Annotated in this window: 11 protein-coding genes, 3 tRNA genes and 1 other RNA gene (1 of these 15 running past the window's edge); 8 read left to right on the top strand and 7 right to left on the bottom strand. The window is 45.0% G+C overall.

Annotated elements, in window-relative coordinates; genetic code table 11:
- From L3V35_RS10510 to L3V35_RS10500, 3 genes are all read right to left on the bottom strand, one after another.
- Nucleotides 1-66, bottom strand: a tRNA-Tyr gene (locus L3V35_RS10510) (it extends 119 nt beyond the left edge of the window).
- 102 nt (nucleotides 67-168) lie between these two features.
- A tRNA-Tyr gene (locus L3V35_RS10505) sits at nucleotides 169-253 on the bottom strand.
- Between the two features lie 102 nt (nucleotides 254-355).
- Nucleotides 356-440 (bottom strand) — tRNA-Tyr (locus L3V35_RS10500).
- A gap of 389 nt (nucleotides 441-829) precedes the next feature.
- On the opposite strand from L3V35_RS10500, the gene L3V35_RS10495 reads away from it, so the two are divergent.
- The 3 genes from L3V35_RS10495 (at nucleotide 830) to L3V35_RS10485 (ending at nucleotide 5,505) form a co-directional block, all read left to right on the top strand.
- Entirely contained in the window at nucleotides 830-1,927 is a 1,098-nt protein-coding gene (locus L3V35_RS10495) for an efflux RND transporter periplasmic adaptor subunit (RefSeq protein ID WP_237299606.1), read from the top strand.
- The gene (vexH, locus tag L3V35_RS10490) at nucleotides 1,927-5,040 is read left to right on the top strand and encodes a vibriobactin export RND transporter permease subunit VexH (RefSeq protein WP_237299604.1); all 3,114 of its coding nucleotides are present in this window, start codon (nucleotides 1,927-1,929) and stop codon (nucleotides 5,038-5,040) included. The genes L3V35_RS10495 and vexH overlap by 1 nt, the downstream gene beginning before the upstream one ends.
- A 144-nt stretch (nucleotides 5,041-5,184) precedes the next feature.
- On the top strand, nucleotides 5,185-5,505 hold the full coding sequence (locus tag L3V35_RS10485; protein WP_010439576.1) for a DUF1244 domain-containing protein: 321 nt from the start codon (nucleotides 5,185-5,187) through the stop codon (nucleotides 5,503-5,505).
- 128 nt (nucleotides 5,506-5,633) lie between these two features.
- On the opposite strand, the gene L3V35_RS10480 is transcribed toward L3V35_RS10485, so the two are convergent.
- Complete coding sequence (locus L3V35_RS10480) at nucleotides 5,634-6,701, bottom strand: PLP-dependent cysteine synthase family protein (protein ID WP_016784689.1); 1,068 nt, start codon at nucleotides 6,699-6,701, stop codon at nucleotides 5,634-5,636.
- Nucleotides 6,702-6,848: 147 nt separating this feature from the next.
- Here L3V35_RS10480 and L3V35_RS10475 point away from each other — a divergent pair, with 147 nt between their 5' ends.
- Entirely contained in the window at nucleotides 6,849-7,304 is a 456-nt protein-coding gene (locus tag L3V35_RS10475) for an Lrp/AsnC family transcriptional regulator (RefSeq protein WP_010439581.1), read from the top strand.
- A gap of 72 nt (nucleotides 7,305-7,376) precedes the next feature.
- Nucleotides 7,377-8,042, top strand: coding sequence for a hypothetical protein (locus L3V35_RS10470; protein ID WP_237299602.1), 666 nt, complete (start codon nucleotides 7,377-7,379; stop codon nucleotides 8,040-8,042).
- 158 nt (nucleotides 8,043-8,200) lie between these two features.
- Here L3V35_RS10470 and tesB read toward each other — a convergent pair whose 3' ends face one another.
- Nucleotides 8,201-9,061 carry an acyl-CoA thioesterase II gene (gene tesB / locus L3V35_RS10465; protein WP_029224851.1) on the bottom strand — a complete coding sequence of 287 codons (861 nt, stop codon included), beginning with the start codon at nucleotides 9,059-9,061 and terminating at the stop codon, nucleotides 8,201-8,203.
- A gap of 168 nt (nucleotides 9,062-9,229) precedes the next feature.
- Between tesB and L3V35_RS10460 the strand changes: the two genes are divergently transcribed.
- The gene (locus L3V35_RS10460) at nucleotides 9,230-9,670 is read left to right on the top strand and encodes a YbaY family lipoprotein (RefSeq protein WP_102553108.1); all 441 of its coding nucleotides are present in this window, start codon (nucleotides 9,230-9,232) and stop codon (nucleotides 9,668-9,670) included.
- A gap of 108 nt (nucleotides 9,671-9,778) precedes the next feature.
- Here L3V35_RS10460 and L3V35_RS10455 read toward each other — a convergent pair whose 3' ends face one another.
- A complete protein-coding gene (locus L3V35_RS10455) occupies nucleotides 9,779-10,081 on the bottom strand; it encodes an MGMT family protein (protein WP_017073557.1) in 303 nt (100 codons plus the stop codon).
- Nucleotides 10,082-10,132: 51 nt separating this feature from the next.
- On the opposite strand from L3V35_RS10455, the gene L3V35_RS10450 reads away from it, so the two are divergent.
- Nucleotides 10,133-10,876, top strand: a complete 744-nt coding sequence (locus tag L3V35_RS10450; RefSeq protein WP_017073556.1) for a hypothetical protein — start codon at nucleotides 10,133-10,135, stop codon at nucleotides 10,874-10,876.
- 197 nt (nucleotides 10,877-11,073) lie between these two features.
- Nucleotides 11,074-11,170: signal recognition particle sRNA small type (ffs, locus tag L3V35_RS10445), an RNA gene on the top strand.
- A 108-nt stretch (nucleotides 11,171-11,278) separates the two neighbouring features.
- Here the strand turns inward: ffs and L3V35_RS10440 are convergent.
- The gene (locus L3V35_RS10440; RefSeq protein WP_237299600.1) at nucleotides 11,279-12,343 is read right to left on the bottom strand and encodes a methylated-DNA--[protein]-cysteine S-methyltransferase; all 1,065 of its coding nucleotides are present in this window, start codon (nucleotides 12,341-12,343) and stop codon (nucleotides 11,279-11,281) included.
- Between the last annotated feature and the right edge of the window lie 181 nt (nucleotides 12,344-12,524).

The raw sequence follows: 12,524 nt of genomic DNA, 5'->3' as shown, positions 1-12,524 counted from the left end.
CGAACCATCGAAGGCAGTGCCGGCAGATTTACAGTCTGCTCCCTTTGGCCACTCGGGAACCCCTCCAGGGTGTGTCTTACTTTTCACAAAGTAAGCCTAAATTGATGTTTTCCCATAAGCCCATCAACTAGGTTGTTCTCTTAACTCTCAAAAGAGGTAAGAAGAATATGGTGGAGGGAGACGGATTCGAACCATCGAAGGCAGTGCCGGCAGATTTACAGTCTGCTCCCTTTGGCCACTCGGGAACCCCTCCAGGGTGTGTCTTACTTTTCACAAAGTAAGCCTAAATTGATGTTTTCCCATAAGCCCATCAATCAGGTTGTTCTCTTAACTCTTAAAAGAGGTAAGAAGAATATGGTGGAGGGAGACGGATTCGAACCATCGAAGGCGGAGCCGGCAGATTTACAGTCTGCTCCCTTTGGCCACTCGGGAACCCCTCCAGGGTGTTTTTTCCTATCTCATAATGGATAGGCTAAAGAGATGTTTTTCCCAACGCATCTCTCAAGTGCGGAGCGCATCATAGCAAACACGTTAAACCTGTAAAGAGTTTTTCTTATGGTTTTGTGTTAAATGCTGCCTTTTTGGGCAAAGATGGCGAAAAGTATGCATATTGCTCGTGAAGTGAACACCTACGCTCAGGTTTACGTAGTGACAGGTAACACCTTGAGGTAACTGACTTTCTGTATTGTGTTTGGTTTGTGTTATTGGCGAAGAAACGTAAATGGAATTTAACCTAGATTTACACTTCTTGACGTTACAGCATTCATCAGTTGATAGAATACGGTTAATTTCATTTATAGATAATAAATCTTACTTGCAGACCATTATTATGAAGCATAAATCTGTTTTAACCCTGCTTAGCTTGTCGATTCTTATGGCGTCTCCAGCCGCACTCGCAAAACGCATGGGCCCAAGTACTGTTACTGTTGTTACTGAGCAGGTTGATATTCACCAAGTTAGCCAGTCTCTTTCTTTGGTCGGTAAGTTAGAAGCCGAACAATCTGTGATCATTACTTCTGAAGTGGCTGGTAGAGTTGACTCTATCAACATCAAAGCCAACCAAGACGTCACTAAAGGGCAGATGTTGGTTCAATTAGATGATGACAAAGCCAAGGCCGCGGTTGCAGAGGCTCAAGCGTACCTAAAAGACGAAAAACGTAAGCTAGCGGAGTTCCAACGATTAGTTAAACGGAATGCGATTACGCAAACTGAAATTGACGCGCAGAAAACCAATGTTGAAATTGCCAATGCTCGATTGGCTGCCGCAAATGCTAACCTTAAAGATCTACACATTAGTGCACCTTTCTCTGGCACTGTCGGTTTTATCGACTTTAGCCGCGGTAAAATGGTGACAGCAGGCACTGAACTCGTGACCTTAGATGATTTGTCTGTGATGCAGTTAGACCTTCAAATTCCGGAGCGCTACCTTTCTAAGCTGTCTAAAGGCATGACAGTGACGGCTCGCACCAGTGCATGGGGCGAGACTCAGTTTACTGGCACAGTGGTAGGCATTGATTCTCGTATTAACGCTGAAACCTTGAATTTACGAGTTCGAATCCACTTTGATAACAACAATGATTACTTGAAGCCGGGCATGTTAGTGGCCGCGGATATGGACTTCCCACCAGTCGAAGCACCGATTATCCCTGTTCAAGCGTTGGAGTACTCAGGTACGAAGCGTTTTGTTTATGTGATTGGCGAGGATAACAAGGCAACTCGAACAGAAGTGTTCTTGGGTGCGCGTATCGATAACGAAGTCGTGATTGATAAAGGCATCGAGATTGGTCAGAAGATCGTAGTGCAAGGTATCGTGAACATGCGTGACGGAGTGTTGGTTCAAGAGCTCGCCGTTAATCGCCCAGCTAAACCTGACGGCGATACAGCTAACCTTGATGGAAATACAGCAGCACAAGAAGGTACGAACTAATGTTGTTATCTGATGTTTCTGTAAAGAGACCAGTAGCGGCTATCGTATTGAGCCTGCTTTTGGTTGTGTTTGGTATTGTCTCATTTAATAAACTTGCTGTTCGTGAGATGCCAGATATTGAAAGTCCAGTGGTGTCGATCAGTACTCGTTATGAGGGTGCGTCGGCCACTATCATTGAAAGCCAGATTACCTCCAATCTTGAAGACCAATTATCCGGTATCAGTGGCATCGATGAAATTGAATCCACGACGCGTAACGGCATGTCGCGTATCACTATTACCTTTGAGCTTGGTTACGACCTCAATACGGGGGTGAGTGATGTGCGTGATGCAGTCGCTCGTGCTCAGCGATCATTGCCTGATGAAGCCGACGACCCCATTGTTTATAAGAACAATGGTAGTGGTGAAGCCTCGGTCTACATTAACTTAAGCTCGACTGAGATGGACCGAACGCAGTTAACCGACTACACCGAACGTGTGTTGATTGACCGCTTTAGTTTGATTTCTGGTGTGAGCTCGGTGGATATCTCGGGTGGCTTATACAAAGTAATGTATGTGAAGCTGAAACCTGCTCAGATGGCTGGCCGTGGTGTTACTACTTCGGACATCACTTCTGCGCTAAAAAGTGAGAACATTGAAAGCCCGGGTGGTGAAGTACGTAACGATGCGATTGTGATGTCGGTTCGTACCGCTCGTTCTTACACTGAAGCGGAAGATTTCGAATACCTAGTGGTAAAACGTGCCTCTGATAACACACCTATCTACTTAAAAGACGTAGCGGATGTGTACATTGGCGCAGAAAACGAGAACTCGACCTTTAAGAGTGACGGCGTTGTTAACGTTAGTATGGGTATTGTGCCTCAGTCAGATGCGAACCCACTTGAGGTTGCTGACTTAGTCCATAAAGAAGTAGAAGCGATTCAAAAGTTCCTGCCTGACGGGACTCGACTGGCGGTCGACTATGACTCAACTGTCTTTATCGATCGTTCGATCTCAGAGGTTTACAGCACACTCTTTATTACGGGTGGTTTAGTTATCCTCGTGCTTTACGTCTTCATAGGTCAAGCGCGTGCAACGCTGATTCCAGCGGTAACGGTTCCGGTATCTCTGATTTCGTCATTTATTGCCGCGTACTACTTCGGTTTCTCTATTAACCTGATTACCTTGATGGCACTTATCCTGTCGATTGGTCTAGTAGTAGATGACGCCATCGTGGTTGTCGAGAATATTTTCCATCACATCGAACGTGGAGAGTCGCCACTGCTTGCGGCCTATAAAGGGACGCGTGAAGTAGGTTTCGCGGTAATCGCAACTACGTTAGTGCTAGTGATGGTATTCCTACCAATTTCATTTATGGATGGCATGGTCGGTCTTCTGTTTACAGAGTTCTCAGTGTTACTCGCGATGTCGGTGATCTTCTCGTCGGTGGTGGCACTGACGCTAACACCAGTGTTAGGCAGTAAGATCCTAAAAGCGAATGTTAAGCCGAATCGTTTCAACCTATTTATCGAACGTGTGTTTGGCAAGTTAGAACTTGGATATAAAGCGGTACTGCGTCGTGCTTTGAATTGGCGTTGGGCAGCTCCAATCATCATTATCGCGTGTATGGGCGGTAGCTACGGTTTAATGCAACAAGTGCCGTCGCAACTGACTCCACAAGAAGACCGCGGCGTTATATTTGCGTTTGTTCGTGGCGCCGATGCAACCAGTTATAACCGCATGTCTGCCAACATGGACATCGTTGAAGAACGCCTAATGCCGCTGCTTGGTCAAGGCTTCTTGAAGTCATTCAGCATCCAATCACCAGCGTTTGGTGGTAATGCGGGTGACCAAACGGGCTTCGTTATCATGATCCTGGAAGATTGGGATGAACGTGAAGAGACCGCTCAGGAAGCGTTGAACGAAGTTCGTAAATCTTTAAATGGCATTCCTGATGTACGTGTATTCCCGTTCATGCCTGGCTTCAAAGGTGGTTCAAGTGAGCCTGTGCAATTCGTACTGGGCGGCTCTGATTACTCTGAGCTTCAGAAGTGGGGCGAACTGTTAAAGCAAGCGGCTGAAGACTCACCAATGATGGAAGGTGCGGACATCGATTACTCTGAGAAAACACCAGAGTTATTGGTAACCGTAGATAAGCAACGTGCAGCCGAGTTAGGCGTTAGCGTTTCGGATATTTCAGATACGTTAGAAATCATGCTTGGCGGGCGCAGCGAAACTACGTTCGTTGACCGTGGTGAAGAGTACGATGTTTACCTTCGTGGTGATGAAAACAGCTTTAACAATGCTAATGATTTAAGCCAAATCTATATGCGAACTCGGTCTGGTGAGCTAGTAACACTAGATACATTGACGCACATTGAAGAAGTTGCGTCGTCGATTCGTTTGTCGCACTACAACAAGCAAAAATCGGTGACTATCAAAGCCAACCTAATGGAAGGTTACACGCTGGGTGATGCACTGGATTTCCTTGACGAGCAAGCGATTGAGCAACTGCCAGGTGATATTTCGGTAAGCTACTCTGGCGAGTCAAAAGACTTCAAAGAGAATCAATCGAGTATCCTAGTGGTGTTCGCGCTAGCGATGTTGGTAGCGTACTTGGTATTGGCTGCGCAGTTTGAAAGCTTCATCAACCCGTTAGTCGTGATGTTCACGGTTCCTATGGGAATCTTCGGTGGCTTCTTAGGCTTAGTGTTGATGAGCCAAGGTCTTAACGTGTACAGCCAAATCGGTATGATCATGTTGATCGGTATGGTAACCAAAAACGGTATTTTGATTGTGGAGTTTGCTAACCAACTTCGTGACCGTGGTATCGAATTTGAAAAAGCGATCATCGATGCTTCAGCGCGACGTTTACGCCCAATCTTAATGACGGCGTTTACGACGCTAGCCGGTGCGATTCCATTGATTACCTCGACAGGTGCTGGCTATGAAAGCCGAGTGGCTGTGGGTACGGTTATCTTCTTTGGTATGGGCTTTGCGACTTTAGTTACTCTGTTCGTTATCCCTGCGATGTATCGACTGGTTTCGGGTACGACGCGTTCACCTGGCCATGTGGAAGCAGTTCTAAATAAAGAGCTGAGCCATGACAACGTGGGTAGAAGTAGTCACGGTTAATGAATACGCACGGTTAATGAACATGGAATAGTGTAACAATATTGAAAAGCCTGCGTTTGCTCCTAGCGAATGGCAGGCTTTTTTTGTATAACGAGTACAGCTCAATGAATGAATACAAGAAAACAAATACTAAAGGAAAGTAAAGTGGCTGAATTTAAATACAAAGATCTTTCTCAAGAAGAACAAGATAAACTAGACGCAGCAACCTTTCGTCGCCTGTTAGCACATTTAGATAGCAACAAAGATGTGCAAAACATCGACCTGATGATCTTGGCGGGCTTCTGCCGCAACTGTTTCAGCAAGTGGTACAAAGCCGAAGCTGAGCAACAAGGCCTAGACTTGGATATCGATGACGCTCGTGAGCGCGTATACGGCATGACTTACGATGAGTGGAAACAAAACCATCAGCCAAAGGCGACGCCTGAACAGCTAGCAGCATTTGAAGCGAAGCAGAAGCCAGAATAATTTGTCGATTTAGCAGCAACGATTTATAGATCAAGCAGCACTTAGAACAAACCGCATATAGCAAAAGAGCCCATCAGGGCTCTTTTTAATTTTGTACATTGTCTTAGCTATGAATGCTAGTTTCGATCTTAAGCCAGCTCACCCGTTTGCGAGAAAGCTTCTAGCTTCGCCGCGTAAGGTTGTAGGTCACCGATATTCAGATTTACCCACTCGTCATTGAAGTAAGTGTCTAGGTAACGTTCACCGCTGTCACATAGCAAAGTCACGATAGAACCTTTCTCTCCACGCGCTTTCATCTCACTGGCTAGCTGAAGCACACCGTACATGTTAGTACCGGTTGATGCGCCAACTTTGCGGCCAAGAATATCAGACAACCAATGTGTCGTTGCGATGCTTGCTGCGTCTGGGATTTTACGCATTTCGTCAACCACACCAGGAATGAAGCTTGGTTCTGCACGTGGGCGACCAATACCTTCAATCTTGCTGAATGTATTGCCTTTCACGTTCGCATTGCCTGTTTGGAAGTATTCGAGGAATACTGAGTTCTCTGGGTCGACAACACAAAGCTTAGTTTCATGCTGTTGGTAGCGAATGAAACGGCCAATAGTCGCAGAAGTACCGCCAGTACCTGGGCTCATTACTACCCATGCCGGAACTGGGTGATCTTCCATCTGCATTTGATTGAAAATCGAGTTCGCGATGTTGTTGTTACCACGCCAGTCGGTTGCGCGCTCAGCGTAAGTAAATTGGTCCATGTAGTGACCATTCAACTCTTCTGCTAAACGGCGAGACTCATCGTAAATCTCATCTGAGCGATCAACAAGGTGCGCTTGGCCGCCGTAGAATTCAATCTGCTCAATCTTCTTCTTCGCTGTGCATTTTGGCATTACCGCAATAAACGGAAGACCAAGTAGGCGAGCAAAGTACGCTTCAGACACCGCCGTACTACCCGATGAAGATTCAATGATCGTTGTTTCTGAGCCAACCCAACCGTTACAGATAGCGTATAAGAACAGAGAACGCGCTAAACGATGCTTCAAAGAGCCAGTAGGGTGTGTACTTTCATCTTTAAGATAAATATCAATGCCTTCTACGCTAGGTAAATCGAGCTTGATCAGGTGCGTATCCGCTGAGCGTTGGTAATCAGCTTCAATTTTACGAATCGCGTTGTTAATCCATTGATGGTCAGTACACATAGGCATTCTCTTGATACTAAGTAGGAATTATTTGTAATTGGTATGGTTATAATCTAGCGATATCTAAGGAGAAAAACTTTGCCATATTTCCTTTGTTTTGCTTAAATTGTAGAAAATTATTCTCTTTAAAAGTGGTTTGGTGAAATTGTGATAGATGCCGTAGATAAAAAGATATTAAGGCTGTTACAAGAGGACAGCACGCTGTCGTTGAATGACATATCTGAAGCGGTCAACTTGACGACCACGCCTTGTTGGAAAAGGCTTAAGCGACTTGAAGAGAACGGCATTATTGAGAAAAAAGTCGCGTTGTTGAATCCTGAAAAACTCGACCTTTCTTTTACCGCGTTCGTGTTGATTAAAACCAGCGATCACTCTCATGAGTGGTACGGTCGTTTTGTAAACACCGTGTCTGAATTTCCAGAGGTGATGGAGTTCTACCGTATGGCGGGCGAGTATGATTATATGATGAAGGTTCAAGTGAAAGACATGAAGTGCTTTGATGATTTCTACAAACGCTTAGTGAATAGCATTGATGGTATCTCTAACGTGACATCGACTTTTGCGATGGAACCATTGAAGTACACGACAGCATTGCCGCTTTAAGCAGTGTCTGATAAAACACTCACCATCGTCTCAGTTTAGATGTCGCCTCTGCGATAAAGAAAAGGGCTATTCATGTTTGCAAAAGTATCTACTGCTATCCAGCTGGTATTGGCGGTCGCCATTTTTTATTTGGGTTACACCATCTACTCATTTACCAATAAAGTTGGTGAAATCGTTGATACTTACCCGCAGGTGATCGAAGACTTATCGGTACTGACCAAGGAACTCAAAGTTGAAGAGTGGTTGGCATTTGCTGAGCATGTTGATGAACTTGCTCCTCAAGTATTAGAGACGGTTGAAGATGTGAGAAAAACCATCGCTCAAGTCAATAACACCGTTTCATCGGTCGATAGAAAAATCCCCGCCATTCTAGATGAAGTTAAGAGTGTTCGAACAGAAGTCGAACAAGTTAGAACCGATGTGATTCCTCCAACATTGACGGAATTAAAGCGATATCGTGTCGATGTGATGCCACCAATGCTTGCTGAGAGTAAATCTTATCGAGAGCAAACCATTCCAGTGATTATTACTGAATCTGAAATGCTAAGAGCGGAAGTACCGGATATTTTGGTACAAGCGAATTTGTTGGCAGATAAGAGTAGAGAATTAGCTCAGGGCGCAGCAGAAGGAGCGGTGAAAGGAGTGGTGCTATCACCATTTAATTTACTGCGAGACGCGGGAGATGGCATTAAAACGCGCGTACAAAGTGAACTCGAGCCGACGTTAGAGGTTGAATAGACTTTACTGTTTTTGTGTGACGTTCTTTCGTCAGCGTTACTAAAAAGGGGCTAGGTATGATACCTAGCCCCTTTTGGGTTTGAACGCGCTTGTTCGCCGTTTCTAAAAATGTACGTCGCTTTTAAAAAATGCTCACAGTTATAAAAAGTGTTTGCTCGTTACTTGGTAAAGCGCATCACACCTTCTTGAACGGCTGTCGCGACTAGCTCACCTTTTTGGTTGTAAATCTCACCACGTACTAAGCCGCGAGTGTTGGCCGCGGTCGGGCTTTCAATCGCATATAGCAGCCATTCATCCATTTTGAATGGACGGTGGAACCAAATAGAGTGGTCAATCGTCGCAACTTGGAAGTTTGGCGTCATGATCGATACTTCATGAGGGTGAAGCGCTGTCACCAAGAAACCCCAATCAGACGCGTATGCCAACAAATATTGGTGAATAAGCTGGTTGTCTGGCAACGCACCATTTGCTCTTACCCACAGGTATTGTTTCGCTTCGGCTTTTTTAGGGTTTAGTGGATTAACGACCGTAACAGGGCGCATCTCAATCGGTTTTTCTCCACAGAAGGTTTTGCGTAGCTTCTCTGGTAAGAATTCAGCGATATGGCTCGCTAACTCGGTTTCTGATGCAAAGTTCTCTGGCCCTGGAATATCAGGCATTGCAATTTGGTGTTCAAAGCCTGGAGCATCGCCATGATAAGAAGCTGTGAGATAGAAAATAGGGCGGCCATTTTGAATTGCTTTAACACGACGTGTGCTAAAGCTGCGTCCATCTCTTAGGTTTTCAACATCGTAAATAATTGGCTTTTCAGGATCACCAGGGTACAGAAAGTAACTATGGAACGAGTGAACACTGCGGTCGTCTTGAACGGTATAGCGAGCCGCAGAAAGCGCTTGTCCCAATACCTGACCGCCATAAACCTGGGGAAGACCTAGGTTCTCACTTTGCCCTCGGAATAAACCTTCTTCCAGCTTTTCTAGCTGAAGTAAACTGAGTAATTCTTGTAAAGGTTGACTCATCGCCAGCATTCCTCTTCGTAAAATGGGTGTCAGATTAGTGTGCTAATCATTTAGCTTAGTCAAATATCTGTCAATAAATCATAGGGTTTCGAGACAGAATATGAAAGCTCTCTTATAATTAGGCCGTAGATTTGTCGATTCCGACAAACATGTTGAGAGAAATTGAATATGAAAAAGGCTCTAATTTTTATTACGTCTTTATTATCGTTTGGCCTATTGGTTGGTTGCCAAGCAACATCAGAAACGAATGCTTCTCAAGAAGCCGTTGCAGAGAATACCCAGGTGATTTCAGGTACAGTAAGCTATCGTGAACGAATTGCATTGCCAGAGAATGCAATTATTACCGTAACGCTAGAAGATATTTCACTTGCTGACGCACCATCAACGGTGATTGCGACTCAAGAATTCACAGCTGATGGTAAGCAAGTACCTTTCGCATTCGAATTGAGCTACGACAACAACAAAATTCAAGCTAACCACCGTTACAACATGCGCGCAACGATTCATGTCGACGGTAAGTTACGTTTCACAACAGACACAATTAAGTCTGTAATTACTGATGTAGAAAACACGCAACAAGCAGACTTGCGCTTGGTTGGTGTTCGTTAACTAGGAATGGATGCCATATCAAGGCATCTTGATTAGCTGATTAGCTGATTAGCTGATTAACTTATTAACTTATTAACTTATTAACTAGTTATGTAATTGATGGCAGCTCTAGGGCTGCCATTTGTATATTCTGAGTTTTACCTTTCCTGCGTCACTCACTTCAACCCCTTCTTCGACCAGATGCTTCTTTTGGCGATCAAACGAATCACCCTTCAAAGAGATCTCACCTTTGCTGTTAATCACCCTATACCAAGGTAGTTTACTTCCTTCAGGCAAGTTGCCTAATGCTCTACCTACATGTCGTGCATAGCCCGGAAAACCTGAAAAACGTGCTATGTCTCCATAAGTTGTTACTTTCCCATATGGAATTTGGTGAATCACAGCAAAGATTTGGGGCAAAAATTGGTCCATACTAAAAGTTCCTAGTTCATTAATACCACGGATCGGTAGAAGGAGAGGGCTATGGTATTTTCAACGTTTCAGTTCTTGATAACCACATTATTAGCGGTTGTTTGCGCGAGAGCAATCAGTTTAAGTGAGGGAGATATCCCAGTACTTGCAATGGTTATTCCTGCTTTATGGATCTTACCGCAGGGAGGCATCGCAGGGTTAGCTTTGCTCGCATCCATGACTGCCTATGGTTTGACCCTGCCTTTACAACCCATCACGCTGTCTGTCAGTGCGTGGGTATTATTTCCACTGCTTATGGTGGTCTTTTCAAAACGCAGTAGTTTATCCGTCGTGATTATTTCTGGCTTGATTGTAGCAACTTTGCAAGTCGGGATTATGGTAACGCAGTCAGCAGGTAAGCTTGATGGCGCTCCCTGGATTACCACACTACAGACTTTGTCGATCATTGTGATTTGGTGGGCAGCGAATCACCTTAAACCAGCCAGCCGACACAGCTGGTGGTCATTAGGTTTGATTCTTCCATTGTGGATAGCCGACTTACCTTATGCAGCTTTGGTTGCCTTGTGTGTTACAGGCATTATGGCATCGATGGAAACACTGACGCGTTTGAAAACCTTCCGATGGAATAAGCTATTGTGTTGGACATTACCAACGGTCGGTTTTGCTGCTCTGGTGATTACCCCAAGCATTGAGGTTCCAAGCCCGGTATTTGTGGTTTGGTTGTGCCTGTTAGGCACGGCATGGATGACAGATTACATCCTTCGCACCGAAGATAACGAAGACATCGATATCTAGCACCACAGAAACTCAAGCCCTTAGAACGCAGGTAAATGGTGAATTTACCTGCGATTCTCTAGTGGTTTGAATAAAGGATAAGCACTTAGACAGCAATTGTTCAAAAATAGGGTCGAAGAGCTTGCAATGGTTGCTGCGATGCTTAATAATCCAATCACTCTTTGAGGCAAGCCTCTTAGAAAAAGAATCTATGGAGGCTCTGGTCCTCCCGCAACACTAACTTGTGAACTCGGTCAGGCCTGGAAGGGAGCAGCCGCAGCAGGCGACGTGTGTGCCGGGATGTGGCTGGGGCTTCCACCCATATAAAAAGCCGCTCTTAACGAGCGGCTTTTTGCTATCTGAAGCTTTTTAATTGTAGTTTTAAATAACGTCTTCAAGTCTATTGATTCGCTACTCTAGCGCTTACTTGTCTCGTACTAATCGCTCTTTATCTAATAACGCGCGTTTACGTTCCAATCCCCAACGGTATCCACCTAGCTCCCCATTACTTCTCAGAACCCGATGGCAAGGTATCAGCACGCCAATCCGGTTTTTACCACAAGCTGATGCTACAGCTCGAACGGCTTTTGGTTTGTCGATCTCATCGGCTACTTCACTGTAGCTCACAATATCGCCTTCTTTGATGCTCAATAAAAACTGCCATACCTTAATCTGAAATGCAGTTCCTCGAATATCCAGTGGCAAATCAGGTCTTGGGGCGCCTTGACTGATGTGCTGATCGAGTGCTTCTATCCAGAAATCCAACTCGGGCGTATCTAGTGACGCAGAAATTGTCAGTTCGGCTTTTGGGAACTCGCTACTCAATTGCTCTAATAGTGCTTGTTCATTGTCACAAAATTGCACGAAACAGACGCCTTTATCGGTCGCGGCCATCATCATGAAACCGAGTGAGGTTTGGCGGCATGCATAATTGATTGTTTCGCCAGCGCCTCCTGCTCGATAGGCTTTTGGTGCCATACCGATGTTGCGAGTTGCTTCTCCATAGACACGACTAATTGAGCCAAAACCAGAGGCGTAGATGGCGTCGGTTACGCCGTCTCCTTGTTTTAGAGAGCTCTTAAAGTGACGCATTCGAACGGCATCTTGATACGCTTTAGGTGACACTCCGAATGCTTCTTTGAACAGCCTTTGTAATCGTGAGGGAGATAATTCCGCAATTTCACCTAAGCGAGAAAGTGTGAGTTTCTCATCAGCGTGCGCTTCAATGTGACGTGCAACTTCTACCAATTTTTCTACTCGAGAGTTTCCCGGAAAAGGGTGGCAGCGTTTGCATGGCCTGAAGCCTGCCAACATCGCCATTTCAATGCTTTCAAAGAACCTCAAGTTCTCAGGTTTTGCAGGCCTCGCAGAACACGATGACAAGCAATAAACACCCGTAGTGATAACACCATAGAAAAATTGCCCGTCGAAAGACTTGTCTCTGACGGCTATCGCTTTTCTCATTTCGAGTTCTGGTGGCATTGGCATGGCTTAATCTCTACTTAATTACTGGTCTATCACTATCTAACCGCATGTTCGGTGATGGTTCCATCCGTTTCTTGCTAACTAATTTTATTATAAGCACTTGAGGTTCAATCGCTCTTGGATTGAACAATATAGATATAACGCAAAAATCGGATGTTTTGTATTTCTGTGGGTCGCTAAGATT

It is taken from the genome of Vibrio sp. L5-1 (genome assembly GCF_021728315.1).
Taxonomy (GTDB): domain Bacteria; phylum Pseudomonadota; class Gammaproteobacteria; order Enterobacterales; family Vibrionaceae; genus Vibrio; species Vibrio splendidus_K.
The sequence above is the reverse complement of the archived record's forward strand: the minus strand, read 5'-3'. Positions and strand labels throughout refer to the sequence as shown.